The organism is Bradyrhizobium sp. in8p8 (assembly GCF_000426845.1).
In the GTDB taxonomy this organism is placed as follows: domain Bacteria; phylum Pseudomonadota; class Alphaproteobacteria; order Rhizobiales; family Xanthobacteraceae; genus Bradyrhizobium; species Bradyrhizobium japonicum_C.
This window is the reverse complement of sequence record NZ_AUGD01000018.1, coordinates 73,044-92,052: the sequence shown is the minus strand read 5'-3', so window position 1 is coordinate 92,052 and position 19,009 is coordinate 73,044. Positions and strand designations below refer to the sequence as shown.

The following is a 19,009-nucleotide window of genomic DNA, read 5'->3' as shown; positions in this document are numbered from 1 at the left end:
ACAATATTTCAATCTCTTGAAGTGACTGCGCGTGCGCCGCCGCGAGATCGGCAGGCGTCAGGGAACCGGCCGCAGGCCGCCCTGTCCGCCCGGCACGATTAACTTGTCTGTCGTCGCAGCCCGCTACACTATGTTGGATTGAGCTTGCGTCGCCGGCGCTTCCAGTCCCGCAACGCAAGCGAGCCAGGCCCGTCCGAGCGGCGGGCCGTGGCTTTTTGGGAGCCTGGACATGAGCCGCGCGAACCGTACCGACCACATCCGCCTGACCTCACATCCGGAGCCGGGCCGGAAGGCCGCCTTTCCGATCCACTGGGGCGCCGCCGATGCCCGCGCCCGCGGGCCGATTGTCGGCACGGTGTCGCGCACCGGGGATCGCAACGTGATCGGCAGCCATGGCGGCTCCTATGCGATGTACCGCGCGCTCGCGGTCTCCGCCGGCGCTCTCGATCCGATTCGCAGGCCCGACCTCACCAACACCTTTCCGGCCGCGACCATCGGGCCTTTCGAGCAATGGCGCGATCCCGCAAAGATCGTCGCGCTCGATCCCTGGGGGCATCTGGTCGCGGAAAACTTTCGCCCGGAGATCACCGAGGGCGCCGACATCCGGCCAAGCATCGCGGTGACGCGGGCGCGGCTGGACCTGCCGGAGATCCGCGAGGCGCTCGCCGCAAAGCGGCTGCGTGCCGACGGCGACGTCGTGCACGCCAATGGCAGCGTCTCCGTTGTGAAGATCGCGATCGATCCGGTCTGGCATCTGCCGGGGCTTGCGGCGCGCTTCGGCACCGGCGAGACCGAGCTGCGTCGCACGCTGTTCGAACAAACCGCCGGCATGTTTCCCGAACTCGTGACACGGCCGGACATGAAGGTGTTCCTGCCGCCGATCGGCGGCACCACGGTCTATCTGTTCGGCGACGTGACGAAACTGCCCGATCATCGCACCAAGATCACCTGCCGCGTGCATGACGAGTGCAACGGCTCCGACGTGTTCGGCTCCGATATCTGCACCTGCCGTCCCTATCTCATCCACGGCATCGAAGAATCCGCGCGCGGCGCGCAGGAGGGCGGGCTCGGGCTCGTCGTCTACAACCGGAAAGAGGGCCGCGCGCTCGGCGAGGTCACCAAGTTCCTGGTCTACAATGCGCGCAAGCGCCAGGAGGATGGCGATGCGGCCGCGGCGTACTTCGAGCGCACCGAATGCGTCGCCGGCGTGCAGGATGCACGCTTCCAGCAACTGATGCCGGATACGATCCACTGGCTGGGGCTCAAGCGGATCGACCGCTTCCTGTCGATGAGCGACATGAAATACGACGCAATGACCTCGCAGGGCATCGACATCGTCGAGCGCGTGCCGATCCCGCTGGAGCTCATTCCCGCCGACGCCCATGTCGAGATCGCCGCGAAAAAGGCCGCCGGCTATTACTCGACCGACATCGCGCCGGAGAAGGACGTGAATGGCGTGGTCGGGCGTTCGCTGGAAAAGTACTGATCGCGCGATGGACGCTTTGGAAATGCAGGCACGCTCGCTGCTCACCGCACACGCGGTGCGCGCGCGGGCGGGCCAGATGCTCGAACTCGGCCTCGCCGGCAGGCTCACACATTTCGCGATCGATCTCGACCGTATGGACGGCGTCGCGGAGGCCGTGCTCACGGTCACCCGAAAAGCCTATCCGACGCTGGACGTTCCCTTTCATGCGCGCTGGCGGCACTTCGTGCTTGGCGGCGCCGATCGCTGGGCGCGGCTGGCCGACGCTGCGTCCTGGCCGGATCGCGCGGCGCGGGCGCGCTCAGAATTCGATCTTGCCATCGTCAGCGTCCTGCTCGATGCCGGCGCGGGCGCTGCGTGGCGCTACCGCGATGCGGTGACGGGACAAGCCATTGGCCGCTCCGAGGGGCTCGCGATCGCAAGTCTCGACATGTTCGCAGGCGGGCTCTTCTCGCATGATGCCGGCTCTCCGTTCAGGGCCGATGCGGATGTGCTCGCAATGCTGCAGGCCGCGGCACTCGCATCCGCCTTTCAGGCGAGCGATGCCAATCCGCTGCTCGGGCTCGAAGGACGTACCGATCTGTTGCGGCGCCTTGGAAAGCTGGCCGCGGATCGTCCAGAGGTCTTCGGTCTGCGCGATACGCCGCGGCCGGGCGGGCTGTTCGATTACATCGCCGCGCAGGCCTCAGGCGGGGTCATCACGGCGCCCGCCATCCTGTCGGCGGTGCTGAACCAGCTCGGTCCGATCTGGCCCTCGCGGCTCGAAATCGCAGGCATTCCGCTCGGCGATTGCTGGCGGCATCCAGCGATCACGGCGGATGACGCGACCGCAGGTCTCGTGCCGCTGCACAAGCTGTCGCAATGGCTGAGCTACTCGCTGATCGAGCCCCTCCAGCGCGCCGGCTTCGATGTGACCGACATCGACGGCTTGACCGGACTTGCCGAATACCGCAATGGCGGCCTGTTCGTCGATCATGAGGTGCTGCGCCTGCGCGATGCCGCCGACGCCCAGCGCGCGCATGCGGTGGATTCGCTGCTCGTCGTGGAGTGGCGCGCGCTGACGGTCGCGCTGCTGGATCGTCTTGCCGAACTCATTCGCGCCAAGCTCGGCCGCACGCCCGAGAGGTTGCCGCTCGCCAGCATCCTCGAAGGCGGCACCTGGGCCGCCGGCCGCACGATTGCCTTTTTGCGACGCCCCGATGGTTCGCCGCCGCTGAGGGTGATCAGCGACGGCACGGTGTTCTAGAATGGTCTGCGATTTGCGACCACGCGCGTCATTGCGAGCGCAGCGAAGCGATCCAGAATCTTTCCGCGGTGACAGCCTGGATTGCTTCGCTGGGCTCGCAATGACGACTCGGTGAATTTGAGGAGCATCCGACCATGGAAGGCGTCACGATCGTCGATCATCCCCTGGTGCAGCACAAGCTGACGCTGGTGCGGGACAAATCCATCTCGACCAAGTCGTTCCGCGAGCTCATCAAGGAGATCGGCATGCTCCTGTGCTACGAGGTGACGCGCGACCTGCCACTCACCGACACCGTGATCGAGACGCCGCTGGCGACGATGCACTCGGCCAAGATCGCCGGCAAGAAGCTGGTGTTCGTGCCCATGCTGCGGGCCGGCACCACCTTCGTCGACGGCATGATGGACCTGGTGCCGACCGCGCGGGTGGCGCATATCGGGCTCTACCGCGAGCCGCACAGCTTTGCCGCGGTGGAGTATTTCTTCAAATCGCCGTCCGATCTCGGCGAGCGGCTGGCGATCGTGGTGACGCCGGTCGTGGCCACCGCCAACACCGCCGTCGCCGCCATCGACCGCCTGAAGGAGCGCGGCGCCAGGGACATCCGTCTCGCCTGCCTGATCGCCGCGCCGGAAGGCCTTGAACGGCTGCGCGGTTTCCACCCGGACGTGCCGATCTGGACAGCTGCGGTGGACGAAGGCCTCGACGAGACCGGGTTCATCCTGCCGGGCCTGGGCGATGCGGGCGACCGCGCCTACGGAACACGGTAGCGCTTCCCGGCGCAGCCGCGGCTAATTCGTTCTGTCGCAGTGCGCTCGTGGAACAGCTTGCAGTGCGCGAGGTTCTCCCCCTGTGCAATGGAGAGCATGATGACTCATCAGAATGACGACCCCAGGACTGACCGTGCGCGCCGCAACAGCCCGGTGGGCTGGGCAGTCGGCGCCATCTTCGTGATGGCCGTGGTCGCCGTCGTCTTCTTCTACAATGGGCGCGAGATCGGTCCGCAGACCACGACCTCGAACCCGAATACGGCGCCGAACGTCACCACCGGATCGAATCCGCCCGCTGCGCCTGCGAAATGATGCAATCGCGGCGCGTCATGTCGGCGGCCTCGGAGGCAGGTCCTTTGCGTCGGCCGACGGCGGCTTCTCTTTGAGATCGGCGATCAGGCGTTTCATTTCGTCGATCTCCCGCACCTGCGCCTCGATGATATCGTCAGCCAGCTTGCGAACGCGGGGATCCCTGATGCGCGCACGCTCGCTCGTGAGCACCGCGATCGAGTGATGCGGGATCATTGCCTCCATATAGGCGACATCGGTCACCGTCTGTTGGCTGCGGACCAGCCAGAGCGACGTCAGGAACACCGCGGCGCTGCCCGCGAGAATGGCGATGTTCGCGGTCCGGTTCCTGTACATGCTCCACATGAAGCCCAGCATCAGTGCGGCCATGACGGCGCCCATCAGCAGCGCCATCCAGGTTCGGGTCTGGCTGTACCAGACGTGATCCAGGGCAAACGTGTTGAGGTACATCAGGCCGAACATGATGACCGTAGAAGTCGCGATCATCGCGGCGAAGCGACCATAGCTCATGTGGAACTTCCCAATCTCCGCGTCGAAAGGATAACTTTGCTCGGAGAGATCGTTCCTCGCCGCGGACAACCAGTCTGTGGACCGTCACACCTTGCCGCTGCCGCAGATCCCCTTCAGGGCCTGCCATTCCTTGTCGGTCAAGAGCGGCGCGCCGCTGGCGGGACGATCTTCCTTGGTCATCCGCGCGAGGCGATCCTCGGTGAGCGGGTGGCTGGCAAGGATATTTGTCAGACCAGAGCCGCCTTCCTTGCCCGTGATGCGGAACATCAATTCGGCTGCGGGCTTGGGCGAGCGGCCGAGCGCATGCATGATCTCGATCGCAAACGTGTCGGCACCGGTCTCGGCTTCGCGCGAATAGGAAGCCTCGACCAGGCTGCGCGAGGCGAAGATCACGGCGGAGGAGCCGGTGACGTCGCCGAACAAGAGCCCGATCAGGAACGAGGTGCCGCCGTTGTAGATCAGGCCGCGCATGTTGTCGTGATGCTTGAGATGGCCGAGCTCGTGGGCGAGGATGCCGGCGAGCTCGTCGGGAGTCTCGGCCTTGTCTAGCAGGCCCTTCAGCACGAACACCTTGCCGCCGGGCAGCGCAAACGCATTCGGCACCGAGGTTGGCAGCACGCCCGCCGTCATGCTGTCGTCGAGGCCGGCAGCATCGCGCAACCGGTTGACGAGCTTCGTGAACGCCGCCTTGCCCGCGGGATCCTCGCACACCTTGCGGCCGAAAAGCGCCTTCATCTGAACCTCGGCCGCATCGCCGATGCGCCGTTCGACCGGCTTGGGCACCAGCGGGGCGAGCCGGTCGGCGGCGAGCGGCACGCCGAACAGGACGACGCACACGATGGAGACGGCGGCGGCCACCGACCAGCCCACGATCTTGGCGACACCGCCGCGCGTCGTCCGGTGTTCGTCGAGCCGCAAGCATCGCGTGGTCAGATCCGCGGCCAGCGCGGCATCTCTAATCTCCAGCCGCGCCAAGGACGGCGCGGAGGTCGAAGCCAGGCGCAAGACCCCGGCCGGACTGTCGGCGCGGCGGATATCCGCATAGGCCCAACGGACGGGCGCTGCGCCATCCTCGAGGATTTCGAGCGCATCACCGAGCGTCAGCGTCACCTCGCGCCTGCGGCTCGAGGTGCCGTCGAAGAAGATGGTCGGCCTGACCGGCTGCGCCGGAGCCTCGGTCAACAAATCACTCACGGCTTAGAACCCTGCAACATCCAGTCCATCGGCAAAGCCCTCGCCGAGCGCGCCCGCGAGCTGGGCGCTGCCACGCACATCCGCGGCGGCCGCGATGTTGTGCACCTCGATCGTCTCCAGCACCTTGGCCCAGAGATCGCGCTGGAGATAGACGCGCATGACGATGTTGATGGCAAGGGCGAGCGCAAAATAGCCAAGCACCATTATCACCACCATCGGGATGCTCTTGGCAGCATTGTCGCCCCCAAAGACCTCCTCGGCCGGAACGCCGCTCAGCGCGACGAGCAGAAAGGCGCCACCCGCAATATAAGCGATGAAGGCGATCGTGAGCAGCGTCCACCACCCCACCACCTTCCAGTACAGGCCGTAGAACGCATCGTGCGGCAATCGCGAGGACAGGCTGACGTCGCCGATGCGAATGCCGTCGAGCCACCAGCGCCATTGCCGCGCCTTGAACTCGGCGAAGAAGAACGGCGCGAGCGGAAAGACGACGAGTGCAATCGGGCTCAGCAGCCACAGCCACCAGGCGCGCTTGAAGAACGTCCAGCCGTCGCCTTCGAAATCACCGGTGAGATTGCCGTAATGGGTATGCTGCATCTTGTAGCGCTCGAGCGCGGCATCCCGCCAAGGCAATGCCAGGCCGAGCGTCAGGAGCACCAGCAGGCCCCACAGCATGGCGCGGAGGGAGTAGGCCCAGCCCGAGCCGTCCATCCAGAAGCGGACACCGCGCCAGATCGTGCGCGTCAGGCGATAGCGTCGCGCGCGAAAGATCGCGAACTGGCCGAAAGCGTAAAAGGCTAGGAACAACGGCACCGAGGCGAAGGCCTGCCAGCGCTCGAACTCGATGCCAACAAGGAAATAGGCAAGATAGATCGGCACCAGGATCGCGAGCGCCACCAGGAAGCCGACCAGGAGCTCCCTGGCGCGACCGGTATATTCAGCGGAATCGCCGTCGAGCGCTGTGTGCGCCCACAGATGTCGGCGGATGTCGGTGACGAGCCAGAACCGGTAGAAGCCGAAGGTGACGAGCTCGAGCAGGGCACCCTTGGTGACCAGTTTGCGGAACTCGGAGCGGTTGCCGGTGAAATCGACCCGCGCCGGCGGCAGCGGCGGGGGCAGGGGTTCGGAACCGACGGGGGCCCATTGCATATCGTTCACGGCAGCAACCTCGGGATGCGGGTACCTTGCGGTCAAACTATAGGTCAGAGGTTAGTCGATCCCCAACAGGGGCGGGTTCGATTTCGCTCGATTCCAGGAGGTTTCTGGCACGATTCCAAGACAAACGGTGTGCGGGGGATCACGCTCGTCGTGTCCCGTAGCCCGGATCGAGCGGAGCGCAATCCGGGACAGTGTCGATTGCGGCCGCAATCCCGGACTACGCTCTCGCTTCATCCGGGCGACGCGCCCTGCCCACTCAGCTGGATGTGGCAAAACTCTCCCTTGCCCCGGCGCCGACAACCGGCTGTAATTGCAAATCAAATACCGTCGCGCAGAATTCAACGACGCGCGGTTCACGCAGGGAGAGAGTGGTCATGCATGGGACCATCGAGAGCGCGGCCAAGCTTGACGTGCTTCGCGCGCGCGCCACGTCACTGCCGCTGGAGCAGTTCGATCCGGGCGATCCTGAACTGTTCAGGACCGATACGTTCTGGCCCTATTTCGATCGCCTGCGCCGGGAAGACCCCGTGCACTATTGCAAGGACTCGATGTTCGGGCCGTATTGGTCGGTGACGCGCTACAACGACATCATGGAGATCGAGACCAACCATGCGGTCTTCTCCTCGGCCTCCGCGCTCGGCGGCATCACCATCCGCGACATCGATCCGGACCTGCGCCGCGAGAGCTTCATCTCGATGGATCCGCCGCGCCACGCGGCCCAGCGCAAGACCGTGGCCCCGATGTTCACCCCGACGCATCTGGACAATCTCGCGATCAACATCCGCAAGCGCTCGGCCGAGTGCCTGGACAACCTGCCCCGCGGCGAGGTGTTCGACTGGGTCGATCGCGTCTCGATCGAGCTGACCACGCAGATGCTGGCGGTACTGTTCGACTTCCCCTGGGAGGACCGCCGCAAGCTGACGCGCTGGTCGGACGTCGCCACCACCATACCCGGGCCCGGCGGCCTTGTGGCCACCGAGGACGAGCGGATGGCCGAGCTGACGGAATGCGCGGCTTATTTCTCGCGGCTCTGGAAGGAGCGCGCCGAGCAGCCGCCGAAGAGCGACCTGTTGTCGATGATGGCGCATGGCGCCGCGACGCGCGACATGGACGCGAAGAACTTCCTCGGCAATCTGATCCTCTTGATCGTCGGCGGCAACGACACCACCCGCAACACCATGTCGGGGTCGCTTCTCGCCCTGAGCCAGCATCCGGAGCAATATCGCAAGCTGCGCGACAACCCGGATCTGCTCGACAGCTTCGTGCCCGAGGTGATCCGCTGGCAGACGCCGCTGGCGCATATGCGGCGCACTGCGCTGTCCGATTTCGAGTTCCGCGGCAAGCAAATCAAGAAGGGTGACAAGGTCGTGATGTGGTACGTCTCGGGAAATCGCGACGAGGAGGTGATCGAAAGGCCCTACGATTTCATCATCGACCGCGCTCGCCCGCGCACGCACCTCTCCTTCGGCTTCGGCATCCACCGCTGCGTGGGCCTCAGGCTTGCCGAGCTCCAGCTCAAGATTATTTGGGAAGAGATTCTCAAGCGTTTCGACCATATTGATGTGGTCGGCGAACCCGCGCGGGTCTATTCGAGTTTCGTAAAAGGTATCGAGACGCTGCCGGTGAAGATCGCGGCATAGCAATCTCCCCTCCCGTTCTTGCAGGGAGAGGGTCGGGGTAAGGGCTCTCTCCGCGAAACCGCTGAGACACGGTCGCGGAGAGCCCCCTCGCCTGGCGAAGAAGAGAACCAACTGGAGCCATGAGCATGAACATCCAAGCGCCGATCAAAGTGCACAAGGCCGAACGCCTGCGCAGGGCGCGCGAGGAAGCCTATGCGACGCCGTTGTCGCAATTCCACCCCGGCGCGCCCCGGCTGTTCCAGGACGACACGCTGTGGCCGTGGTTCGAGCGGCTGCGCAAGGAAGAGCCGGTGCATTACTGCACGAACGCGCCCATCGAGCCCTACTGGTCCGTGGTGAAATACAACGACATCATGCATGTCGACACCAACCACGGCATCTTCTCCTCGGATTCGAAGCTCGGCGGCATCTCGATCCGCGACGTGCCGGAAGGCTACGACTATCCTAGCTTCATCGCGATGGACCAGCCCAAGCATTCGGCACAGCGCAAGACCGTCTCGCCGATGTTCACCCCGCAGCATCTCGACGAACTCGCCAAGCTGATCCGGCAGCGCTCGCAGACAGTGCTCGACAATCTGCCGCGCAACGAGACCTTCAATTTCGTCGAGCGCGTCTCGATCGAGCTGACGACGCAGATGCTGGCGACCCTGTTCGACTTCCCATGGGAAGAGCGGCGCAAGCTGACGCGCTGGTCGGATGTCTCGACCGCGCTGCCAAAAAGCGGCATCGTCGCCAGCGCCGAAGAGCGCCGCCGCGAGATGGACGAGTGCTACGCCTACATGTCCAAGCTCTGGAACGAGCGCGTCAATTCCGCGCCGCGCAACGATCTCTTGTCGCTGATGGCGCACAACGAGGCGACGCGCCACATGGATCCCGACAATCTCATGGGCAACATCATCCTGCTCATCGTCGGCGGCAACGACACCACGCGCAACACCATGACCGGTTCGGTGCTGGCGCTGAACGAGAACCCTGAGCAATACGACAAACTGCGCGCCAACCCGGCGCTGATCGATTCCATGGTGCCCGAGGTGATCCGATGGCAGACGCCGCTGGCACATATGCGGCGCACCGCGTTGCAGGACACGGAAATCGGGGGCAAGCACATCAGGAAGGGCGACCGGGTCGTGATGTGGTACGTCTCCGGCAACCGGGACGAGGAGATGTTCGAGAAGCCGAACGAATTCATCATCGACCGCCCGCGGCCGCGCACGCACCTCTCCTTCGGCTTCGGCATCCACCGCTGCGTGGGCATGCGCCTCGCCGAGCTGCAGCTCCGCATCGTCTGGGAGGAGATGCTGCAGCGGTTCGACCGCATCGAGGTGGTCGGCGAACCGAAGCGGATCTATTCCAGCTTCATCAAGGGATATGAATCGCTCCCGGTGCGGATTGCGGGGTAGGCTCTCTCCTCCGTCATTGCGAGGAGCTCTTGCGACGAAGCAATCCAGACTTCCTCCGCGGAGAGATTCCTGGATTGCTTCGCTGCGTTGGCAATGACGGGGCCCACCTGTACGTCACCTTGGCTGCCGCAGACGCCGCAGCCCCCAGCTATAAAATTCCGGCATGACAGGTCGCGCCAGATGCGAAGGCAATGCGGCGCCCGACTGTTCTACGACACGACATCTAACTCAGTTTGATGTCCCACACGCCTTCCTTGCGGCAGGCGGCGACCTCTTCGCGCAGGAGCGCGGTGATCGCGAGAGAGGCCGTCGAGACCGGCCGGTCGATCGGAGAAGCGAAAATGAGCTCGCGCGACATCGGCTTCGACACTGCCGTCGTCTCCAGCCGCCCGTCGGCGACCTCGCCATGAACCGACGACGGCGGCAGCAGCGCGAAGCCGAGGCCCTCCTCGACCAGGCTGGTCAGCACGCGGAACGAATCCGCCTCGAGCTGGACGTTGAGCTTGATCTTGCGCTGGGCGGCCGCGTGCTCGATCAGTGCGCGGAGGCCGTGGGAATGAGAGGGCAACACCAGGCGCTGGCGCAACAGCCAGCCGATGTCGACGCTGCTCTTGCGCGCCAGCCCACAGCCGCGCGGGCCAACCGCAACGATGTTGTCGCGCCCCAGGCTCTGCACATTGAGATGCAGATCGGCCGAGCGGCCGTAGAGGATGGCGAGATCCATCTCGCCGCGGTGCAGCCACTCGACGAGGTGGCCGCTGTAGCTCTCGACGATACGCAGCGAAATGCCTGGAAATTTCTCGACGCAGCGCCGCGCAAAGCGCGCCGAGAGCACGCAGCTCACCGTCGGAACAAGGCCCAGCACGACCTGGCCCGAGGGCGGGCCCTTGGCCGACTGGATGTCGTCGCGGATCTGATCGATCTGCCGCACGATGCCGGAGGTGCGCGCCAGCAGGAGCCGGCCGGCCTCGGTCAGCACCATGCCGCGGCCGTTGCGGGTGAACAGCTCGGTGCGCAGCTCATGCTCGAGAAGCTTGATCTGCCGGCTCAGCGCCGGCTGCGCCACGCGCAACGTGTCCGACGCCTTGGAGAGGCTGCCGAGCTCCGCCACGCAACTGAACGTCCTGAGCTGCCGGAAATCCATGCTTGCCAATCCTGGAAGGCTACTCCATACGCTATAGCAAATGAGCATAGGGGGCTGGCGTTGTTTTCACAACGGCGGGGGATTGGCCGGCGCTATCTTAACTGCCGCTATCGATTGGAAACGCCATGAGTCAAGAACACCACACCGAAGACTACGCCGACATCCGCGACGCCGTCGCAAAGCTGTGCGCGCAGTTCCCCGGCGAATATTGGCGCAAGCTCGATCGCGAGATGGCCTATCCGAAGGCGTTCGTGGATGCGTTGACTGAAGCCGGCTATCTCTCGGTGTTGATCCCCGAGGAATTTGGCGGCGCGGGCCTGAAGCTTTCCGCAGCTGCGGCGATCCTGGAAGAGATCCAGCGCGCGGGCTGCAACGGCGGCGGCTGCCACGCCCAGATGTACACGATGGGCACGGTGCTGCGGCACGGCAATGCCGAGCAGAAGGCAAAATACTTGCCGAAGATCGCGAGCGGCGAACTGCGGCTGCAGGCCTTCGGCGTGACCGAGCCGACCAGCGGCACCGACACGTCCTCGCTGAAGACATTCGCGCGCAAGGACGGCAACGACAGCTACATCGTCAACGGCCAAAAGATCTGGACCAGCCGCGCCGAGCATTCCGACCTCATGATCCTGCTCGCGCGGACCACGCCCAAGGAGCAGGTCAAGAAGCGCACGGACGGCCTGTCGGTGTTCATCGTCGACATGCGTGAGGCCAAGAACAATGGCCTCGAGATCCGCCCGATCCGCACCATGATGAACCACGCCACGACGGAAGTGTTCTTTACGGACATGAAGGTGCCGGCGGAGAATCTGATCGGCGAGGAAGGCAAGGGCTTTCGCTACATCCTCTCCGGCATGAATGCCGAACGCATCCTTATCGCCGCCGAATGCGTCGGCGACGCCAAATGGTTCATCGCCAAGGCGACGAACTATGCCAAGGAGCGCAGCGTTTTCGGCCGGCCGATTGGACAGAACCAGGGCATTCAGTTCCCGATTGCCAAGGCCTATGCTTCGATGCGGGCGGCCGAGCTGATGGTGAAGGAAGCCACGCGCAAATACGAGGCCGGGCTCGACTGCGGCGCCGAGGCCAACATGGCCAAGATGCTGGCTGCCGATGCCTCCTGGGAAGCGGCCAATGCCTGCATCCAGACCCATGGCGGCTTTGGATTCGCCGAGGAATACGACGTCGAGCGCAAATTCCGCGAGACGCGGCTCTACCAGGTAGCGCCGATCTCGACCAACCTCGTGCTCTCCTTCGTCGCCGAGCACGTGCTCGGCATGCCGCGCTCGTACTGAGGTCACGCCATGGGAGCACTTGACGGGATCAGGGTGATCGCGGTCGAGCAGGCGGTGGCGGCGCCGTTCTGCTCCTCACGCCTGGCCGATGCCGGCGCGGAGGTGATCAAGATCGAGCGGCCCGAGGGCGATTTCGCCCGCGGCTATGACGCGGCGGCCAAGGGCCAGAGCAGCTACTTCGTGTGGCTCAACCGCGGCAAACAATCCGCCGTGGTCGATCTCACCACGAAGGAAGGCCGTGCCGAGCTGGAGAAGCTGATCTCAAGCGCGGACGTGCTGATCCAGAACCTCAAGCCCGGCTCGATGGACAAGCTCGGCTTCTCCCGCGAACGGTTGCTGAAGGATTATCCAAAGCTGATCTCGTGCACCATCACCGGTTATGGCGATGAGGGCCCCTACGCGCACCGCAAGGCCTATGACCTGCTGATCCAGGCCGAGAGCGGCCTCGCCTCGATCACCGGCAACCCCGACGGCGCCTCGCGGGTCGGCATGTCGATCGTCGATGTGGCGACCGGCGCCACCGCGCACGCGGCGATCCTGGAGGCGCTGATCGCACGCGGGCGCACCGGCAAGGGCGCCGACATCCGCATCTCCATGTTCGACGTAATGGCGGACTGGTGCACCGTGCCGCTGCTCAACTCGGAAGCCGGCAATCCGCCCAAGCGCATGGGCCTGCGCCATCCCTCGATCGCGCCCTACGGCGTGTTCACCTCCAAGGACGGCAAGGACATCTTGATATCGATCCAGAGCGAGCGCGAGTGGAAGACGCTCTGCGCGAAGGTGCTGGACCAGCCGGATCTGCCTGCCGATCCGCGCGTCGCCAACATGGTCGAGCGCGTGCGCAACCGCGATTTCACCGACAAGACGGTTGCGGACGCTTTCGCCAGGATGACGCGCGACGAGCTGCTGAAGCGGCTGTCGGACGCCGACATCGCCTTTGCCGAGGTCAACACCATGGAAGACCTCACCAAGCATCCGCATCTGCGCCGCATCGAGGTCGATACGCCGAACGGGCGCGTCAGCTATCCCGCGCCCGCACCGATCATCGTCGGCGAGACGCGCAGCTATGGCCCGGTACCCGCCATCGGCGAAAATCCAAAGTCCAAGAAGTAACAAGAGCGAGGCATCATGACCGAGAAGCTCGACATCGATCATCTCAGGCAATGGATCGGCCGCAGCACGGAGGCGACCGATATCGTCACCGCGCAGCTCGTGAAGGGTCTCCGCGCGACGTTGTTCCAGGAGGTCGGCGAGCCCAAGGCGGGCGACGCCGCGCCGTTCACGGTGCATTGGTGCCTGGCGCAACCGGTGTTTCCGATGTCGATGCTCGGTCCTGACGGCCACCCGACCCGCGGCGGCTTCCTGCCGCCGGTGCCGCTGCCGCGCCGGATGTGGGCTGGCGGCGAGATCGAATTCCTGCAGCCGCTCTGCGTCGGCGATGAATCGACCCGGACCTCGCGAATCGCCGATGTGCAGGTCAAATCAGGCTCGACCGGCACGTTGTGCTTCGTCTCGGTCGAGCACAGCATCTCCTCGCCGCGTGGCACCGCGATCCGCGAACGGCAGGACATCGTTTACCGCGAAATGACGGGTACGCAGGCGGCTCCCGCAAAGGCCCCGCCTCCGGCGCCGAAGGCGCAGCACCGCGAGACCCATGTGTCGGACCCCGTGTTGCTGTTCCGCTACTCGGCGCTGACGTTCAACGGCCACCGCATCCATTACGACCGCGACTACGTCACCAAGGTCGAAGGCTATCCGGGACTGATCTTCCACGGGCCGCTGCAGGCGGCGCTGATCATCGAGATGGCGGCCAAACTTCACGGCGGCAAGGCGCCGAAGAAGTTCACCTACCGCGGACTCCAGCCGCTGTTCGAGGGCACGGAGTTCTCCGTCAACGCCAACGAGATCGAGGCGGGCATGGAGCTGTGGACGGCCAACGCGGAGGGGCAGCCGACGATGAAGGGCACGGCGGTGTGGTGATGTCTCTCCTCGTCATTGCGAGGAGCGAAGCGACGAAGCAATCAGACTGCCTCTGCGGAGAGATTCTGGATTGCTTCGCTTCGCTCGCAATGACGGGCGGGGCTGGTAGCGCGGCAATAAACGACAGGGACGGAAACCATGGCCAAGAACGGCAAGAGCGGCAGCAAGTCCGTCACCGTCAAGCAGGCGACGCTCGACCTGCTGCGCTCCTTCCGCATCGACAAGGTGTTCGGCAATCCCGGTTCGACCGAACTGCCGTTCCTGAGCGACTGGCCTGATGACATCGACTATGTGCTGGCGCTGCAGGAGGCCAGCGCGGTCGGCATGGCCGACGGATACGCGCAGGCGACGCGCAATGCCGGCTTCGTGAACCTGCATTCGGCGGCCGGCGTCGGCAATGCGCTCGGCAACATCTACACCGCGCACCGCAACCAGACGCCGCTCGTGATCACCGCGGGCCAGCAGGCGCGCTCGATCCTGCCTTTGCAGGCGTTCCTCTATGCCGAGCGCGCCTCGGAGTTTCCGCGGCCCTATGTCAAATACAGCGTCGAACCGGCGCGGCCCGAGGACGTGCCGGCCGCGATCGCGCGGGCCTATTACACCGCGATGCAGCCGCCGTGCGGGCCGACCTTCGTGTCGATCCCGGTCGACGACTGGGCGCATGCCTGCGCACCGGTCGAGGTGCGCAAGGTCAGCCGCGAGATCGGGCCCGAGCCGGAGGCGATGCAGGCGCTGGTGAAGGCACTGACGTCAAGCAAGCATCCTGCCCTCGTCGTCGGCCCCGGCGTCGACCGCGCGGGCGCGGTCGATCTGATGGTGCGCGTGGCTGAGAAGGCCAAGGCGAGCGTCTGGGTCAGCCCGTTCTCGGCGCGCTGCTCGTTCCCCGAGCGGCATCCGCAGTTTGCGGGCTTCCTGCACGCGTCCCCCGCGCAGCTGTCCGATGCGCTGCGCGAGCACGATCTCGTCGTCGTCATCGGCGCGCCGGTGTTCACCTTCCATGTCGAGGGCCATGCCGCGATCTTCGATGGCGGCGCAGCCATCTTCCAGATCACCGACGATTCCGACGCCGCGGCGGTGACGCCCGTCGGCACCAGCATCATCGCGACGATGAAGCCGGCGCTTTCGATGCTGCTCGACCTTTTGCCGGAGAGCAAGCGCGCCATGCCGAAGGGCCGCGCGCTGCCTGCGGCGCCACAGGCCGCCGATCCGCTGCCGGTGGAATTCCTGCTGCATTCGCTATCGCATGCGATGCCGGATGGCGCTTCACTCGTCGAGGAAGTGCCCTCGCACCGGCCGGCGATGCAAAAATTCATGCCGATGCCCGGCCAGGACAGTTTCTACACCATGGCAAGCGGCGGCCTCGGCTACTCCCTGCCCGCCGCGGTCGGCATGGCGCTCGGCAAGCCGAAGCAACGCACGGTGTGCCTGATCGGCGACGGCTCGGCGATGTATTCGATCCAGGCACTGTGGACCGCGGCGCAGCGCAAGCTGCCGCTGACCGTCGTCGTCATCAACAATTCCGGCTACGGCGCGATGCGCTCCTTCAGCCAGGTGATGCAGGTGCGCAACGTGCCCGGGCTGGAATTACCGGGAATCGACTTCGTGCGGCTCGCGGAGGGCGTGGGGTGCCACGCGGTGCGGGTGACCAAGGCGGCGGAACTGGGCGAAGCCCTGAAGCGCAGCTTGGCGCATGAGGGCACGAGCCTTGTCGAGGTCGTCGTGGATTCGGCGGTGCCTGTGCTGTACGGGCAGAAGCATTGAGGCGCGCGTAGTCCGGACGGCGCGAAAGCGCAATCCGGGAATCGCGCCACAAGCGGGTCGGCCCGGATTGCGCTCCGCTCCATCCGGGCTACGACGCCACGGCGAACTACGACGCCAAGAATCCCCCGTCCGCCGCCAGCACGTGCCCGACGACGTACGACGACGCATCCGACGACAGCCACACCACGGCCTCCGCAACTTCCTCCGGGCTCCCCATCCGCCGCAGCGGAAGGCCGGCGCTGACGGTCGCGATGTCGCCGACACCGGCGCGCAGCATCATGTCGGTGACGACGCGGCCCGGCGCGATGGCGTTGATGCGGATGCCGCGCGGGGCGTTCTCCAGCGCGGCCGAGCGCGTCAGCGAGATCGCGGCGGCCTTCGAGGCCGAGTAGAGCGAGAAGCCGGGATTGGGATTGCGCATGCCGCTGACGGAGGCGTTGACGACGATGCTGCCGCGGCCCTGCGCCAGCATCGCGGGCAGCTGGTGACGCAGGCACAGGAACAGCGCGCGGACATTGGTGTCGAACACGTTATCGTAAATCTCGGTGCCCTGCTCTTCCAGCGGCGCGCGGCGCTCCTGGAAGCCGGCATTGTTGAAGGCGACGTCGAGCCGACCGCAGCGCTCGATGGCTGTGCCGACGAGTCGCGCGACCTCGTCCTCGCGCGTGATGTCGGTCTGAAGCGCGATCGCGTCCGTGCCGAGCTCACGGCACGAAGTCGCGGTGGCCTCGATCTCGGCCGCGCGCCGGCCGGCGACCAGGATCGCCTCGGCGCCTTCGGATGCCATCCGCAGCGCGGTGGCACGGCCGATGCCGCTTCCGCCGCCAGTGATCAGGCAGACCTTGCCTCTCATCCGCATCCCGGTCGGCAAAGCTTCGCTCATGACTCACTCCAAGACGCTTGCGCGCGCCGTTGCACGCCTATAGTTGTATGATACAACTATATGCCGGGAGTCAAGATGGCCGAGCTTTCCTTGATCGACGACATCCGTGCCGCCTCGCGCCTGATGGTGCGCGAGCTCGGCTTCATGGATGCGACGGTCGCGGCGTCGGATTATCCGCCCTCGGCGGTCCACACGATCCTGGAGATCGGCATCCGCGGTCCGATGACATCGGGCGAGCTCGGCGATTTCCTGCGGCTGGAGAAATCCAGCGTCAGCCGTCTGGTACGCAAGCTGATCGACTGCGGCGAATTGCGGGAGACGCCGGATGAGACGGATGCCCGCAGCAAGAAGTTGTCGCTGACGGCAAAGGGCCGCCGCACGCTCGAGGCGCTGCATGCGTTCGGCCGCCAGCAGGTGCGCGGCGCGCTGGCGGCGCTGACGCCGGCCGAGCAGCGCACGGTGCGCGAGGGCATGATGCTCTATGCGCGGGCACTGCGGGCGAGTCGGGTGGAGAGCGAGTCGGCTGCTTGACCACCGCTGTCGTTCCGCCTTCGCGGGGACGACAGCGAGTGTTTGGCGCAAATGTGCTTCAATCGCCCCGGGATGACCTAACGGTCACTTCCCGAACTCCTCCCGCATCTTGGCCTGGATCTTGGCCATGCCGCCGATCCAGCGGTCATAATTCTCGGTCTTCTTGCGCATGTAGCCGAGCACCTGCGGGTGCGGCAGGATCAGGAAGGTTTCCTGCTCGAGGCCGGCGAGCACGTCTTTCGCCACCTGTTCCGGCGTCAGGTCGCCGTCGCCGGATTGCGGTCCCTTGGGGATCGAGCGCAGCATGTTGGTGTCGACGCCCTGCGGACACAGGATCGAGACCTTGATGTTGTGGGCCTTGTGCGAGATTGCGAGATTTTCGGCAAAGCCGACCGCGGCGTGCTTGGTGGTGGAATAAGCGGGGCTGCCAACCTGGGACAGCAGACCGGCGGCCGAGATGGTGTTGAGAAAATAGCCGCCGCCGCGCGCCCTCATGCGGGGGATGAGATGCCGCGCCGCGTAGACATGGGCCATGACGTGGATCGCCCAGCTGCGCTGCCAGGGCTCGTCCGAGGCGCCGCCGGCATTCTCCGACATCGGGTCGAAGCCGCCGCCGATGCCGGCATTGGAGCAGAACAGGTCGATGGGGCCGAACTGCCGTTCCGTCTCCTCGATGACGTGGACGATATCATTCTCCTGCGAGACGTCGCATTTGAAGGCAGCGCCATCGACCATGGCCGCGACGGCTCTCGCATTGGCGGCGTCCAAGTCCGCGACGACGACCTTGGCGGCGCCCGCATTGTGAAAGGCCTCGCACAGCGCCTTGCCGATCCCGTTTGCGCCACCCGTGACGACCACGACCTTGCCGGTCACCTGCATGCGACGTCTCCCCCTTTGCGGCTTCGGACCGCGTCTCTTATTCCGTCTCGCGGCTTGCTCAGCTCAACACGAGGTCGAGCACCGCGGTATAATGGCATGCCGCGCCGGCCAAGACAAAGCCGTGCCAGATTGCATTCTGGAAACGCAGCCGGCGCCAGGCGTGGAAGATCACGCCGAAACTGTAGAGCAGGCCGCCCGCCAGGATGAAGCCAAGCACCAGCGACGGCAGCGCCTTGACGACCGGGCCGTAGATCATGACACCGCTCCAGCCCATCGCGAGGTAGATGCCGACCGAGACGCGATCGAACCGGCCGGGATAGAACAGCTTCAGCACGATGCCGAGGATGGCGACACACCAGACACCCGCGAGCAGCACCAGCGCGAACCCGCTGTCCTTCACCTCCAGGATGAAGGGGGTATAGGTCGCAGCGATCAGCAGATAGATCGCGGAATGGTCGAAGCGCCGTAGCAGCCACTTGGCGGGCGAGACCGGCCAGAGATTATAGGTCGCCGAAAACACCAGCATCGAGAGCAGGCCGGCAACGTAGATCGATACGCCGACGACGTCGGCTGCATCGGCATAGACTGCCGCCAGCACGACCAGCACGGTCGCGGCGATGATGCCGGCGAGGACACCGATCGCATGGATGACTCCGTCGGCAATGAGTTCGGCGCGATCGTAGTTCCAGCCGATCACGTCCGCGGCGGCGTGGACGGAGCTGGATGCGAATTGTTTCAGCTGGAAGACGGTCATGGCAATCCGTTAACGTGAGGCAGCACTCTTCTATGGGTGTTTCGGGATCGGCGCGTCGTTCAAGCGGCTGACTTGCCG

Annotated in this window: 18 protein-coding genes; 11 read left to right on the top strand and 7 right to left on the bottom strand. The window is 65.2% G+C overall.

Features of this window, described 5'->3' with window-relative positions:
• The first annotated feature begins 229 nt into the window (after positions 1 to 229).
• The 4 genes from K408_RS0130955 (at position 230) to K408_RS0130940 (ending at position 3,805) form a co-directional block, all read left to right on the top strand.
• On the top strand, positions 230 to 1,486 hold the full coding sequence (locus tag K408_RS0130955) for a GTP cyclohydrolase II (protein ID WP_024342253.1): 1,257 nt from the start codon (positions 230 to 232) through the stop codon (positions 1,484 to 1,486).
• Positions 1,487 to 1,493: 7 nt separating this feature from the next.
• Entirely contained in the window at positions 1,494 to 2,729 is a 1,236-nt protein-coding gene (locus K408_RS0130950; protein ID WP_024342252.1) for a URC4/urg3 family protein, read from the top strand.
• Between the two features lie 134 nt (positions 2,730 to 2,863).
• On the top strand, positions 2,864 to 3,493 hold the full coding sequence (gene upp / locus K408_RS0130945; protein ID WP_024342251.1) for a uracil phosphoribosyltransferase: 630 nt from the start codon (positions 2,864 to 2,866) through the stop codon (positions 3,491 to 3,493).
• 99 nt (positions 3,494 to 3,592) lie between these two features.
• On the top strand, positions 3,593 to 3,805 hold the full coding sequence (locus K408_RS0130940; protein ID WP_024342250.1) for a hypothetical protein: 213 nt from the start codon (positions 3,593 to 3,595) through the stop codon (positions 3,803 to 3,805).
• Positions 3,806 to 3,820: 15 nt separating this feature from the next.
• On the opposite strand, the gene K408_RS0130935 is transcribed toward K408_RS0130940, so the two are convergent.
• From K408_RS0130935 to K408_RS0130925, 3 genes are all read right to left on the bottom strand, one after another.
• The gene (locus K408_RS0130935; protein ID WP_024342249.1) at positions 3,821 to 4,312 is read right to left on the bottom strand and encodes a DUF305 domain-containing protein; all 492 of its coding nucleotides are present in this window, start codon (positions 4,310 to 4,312) and stop codon (positions 3,821 to 3,823) included.
• 84 nt (positions 4,313 to 4,396) lie between these two features.
• A complete protein-coding gene (locus tag K408_RS0130930; protein WP_024342248.1) occupies positions 4,397 to 5,506 on the bottom strand; it encodes a M48 family metallopeptidase in 1,110 nt (369 codons plus the stop codon).
• A 3-nt stretch (positions 5,507 to 5,509) separates the two neighbouring features.
• Positions 5,510 to 6,655 (bottom strand): DUF898 family protein, encoded by a 1,146-nt coding sequence (locus tag K408_RS0130925; protein WP_024342247.1) that lies wholly within the window; start codon positions 6,653 to 6,655, stop codon positions 5,510 to 5,512.
• 383 nt (positions 6,656 to 7,038) lie between these two features.
• On the opposite strand from K408_RS0130925, the gene K408_RS0130920 reads away from it, so the two are divergent.
• Together K408_RS0130920 and K408_RS0130915 are read left to right on the top strand one after the other, a co-directional pair.
• Positions 7,039 to 8,304, top strand: coding sequence for a cytochrome P450 (locus K408_RS0130920; protein WP_024342246.1), 1,266 nt, complete (start codon positions 7,039 to 7,041; stop codon positions 8,302 to 8,304).
• A 125-nt stretch (positions 8,305 to 8,429) separates the two neighbouring features.
• Positions 8,430 to 9,704, top strand: a complete 1,275-nt coding sequence (locus tag K408_RS0130915; RefSeq protein ID WP_024342245.1) for a cytochrome P450 — start codon at positions 8,430 to 8,432, stop codon at positions 9,702 to 9,704.
• Positions 9,705 to 9,927: 223 nt separating this feature from the next.
• On the opposite strand, the gene K408_RS0130910 is transcribed toward K408_RS0130915, so the two are convergent.
• Positions 9,928 to 10,848, bottom strand: a complete 921-nt coding sequence (locus tag K408_RS0130910) for a LysR substrate-binding domain-containing protein (protein ID WP_024342244.1) — start codon at positions 10,846 to 10,848, stop codon at positions 9,928 to 9,930.
• A 125-nt stretch (positions 10,849 to 10,973) separates the two neighbouring features.
• On the opposite strand from K408_RS0130910, the gene K408_RS0130905 reads away from it, so the two are divergent.
• From K408_RS0130905 to mdlC, 4 genes are all read left to right on the top strand, one after another.
• On the top strand, positions 10,974 to 12,143 hold the full coding sequence (locus tag K408_RS0130905; protein ID WP_024342243.1) for an acyl-CoA dehydrogenase family protein: 1,170 nt from the start codon (positions 10,974 to 10,976) through the stop codon (positions 12,141 to 12,143).
• A gap of 9 nt (positions 12,144 to 12,152) precedes the next feature.
• Entirely contained in the window at positions 12,153 to 13,256 is a 1,104-nt protein-coding gene (locus tag K408_RS0130900; RefSeq protein ID WP_024342242.1) for a CaiB/BaiF CoA transferase family protein, read from the top strand.
• A gap of 15 nt (positions 13,257 to 13,271) precedes the next feature.
• Positions 13,272 to 14,123, top strand: a complete 852-nt coding sequence (locus K408_RS0130895; RefSeq protein WP_024342241.1) for an HTD2 family dehydratase — start codon at positions 13,272 to 13,274, stop codon at positions 14,121 to 14,123.
• A 138-nt stretch (positions 14,124 to 14,261) separates the two neighbouring features.
• Entirely contained in the window at positions 14,262 to 15,884 is a 1,623-nt protein-coding gene (gene mdlC, locus K408_RS0130890) for a benzoylformate decarboxylase (protein WP_024342240.1), read from the top strand.
• Between the two features lie 106 nt (positions 15,885 to 15,990).
• On the opposite strand, the gene K408_RS0130885 is transcribed toward mdlC, so the two are convergent.
• Positions 15,991 to 16,767 (bottom strand): SDR family NAD(P)-dependent oxidoreductase, encoded by a 777-nt coding sequence (locus K408_RS0130885; protein WP_024342239.1) that lies wholly within the window; start codon positions 16,765 to 16,767, stop codon positions 15,991 to 15,993.
• A gap of 75 nt (positions 16,768 to 16,842) precedes the next feature.
• On the opposite strand from K408_RS0130885, the gene K408_RS39305 reads away from it, so the two are divergent.
• Entirely contained in the window at positions 16,843 to 17,298 is a 456-nt protein-coding gene (locus K408_RS39305; protein ID WP_029674498.1) for a MarR family winged helix-turn-helix transcriptional regulator, read from the top strand.
• A gap of 84 nt (positions 17,299 to 17,382) precedes the next feature.
• Here K408_RS39305 and K408_RS0130875 read toward each other — a convergent pair whose 3' ends face one another.
• Both K408_RS0130875 and trhA read right to left on the bottom strand, forming a co-directional pair.
• Positions 17,383 to 18,177: an SDR family oxidoreductase gene (locus K408_RS0130875; RefSeq protein WP_024342238.1), complete on the bottom strand. Its 795-nt coding sequence runs from the start codon at positions 18,175 to 18,177 to the stop codon at positions 17,383 to 17,385.
• A gap of 58 nt (positions 18,178 to 18,235) precedes the next feature.
• Positions 18,236 to 18,931: a PAQR family membrane homeostasis protein TrhA gene (gene trhA, locus K408_RS0130870; protein WP_024342237.1), complete on the bottom strand. Its 696-nt coding sequence runs from the start codon at positions 18,929 to 18,931 to the stop codon at positions 18,236 to 18,238.
• Positions 18,932 to 19,009: the final 78 nt, after the last annotated feature.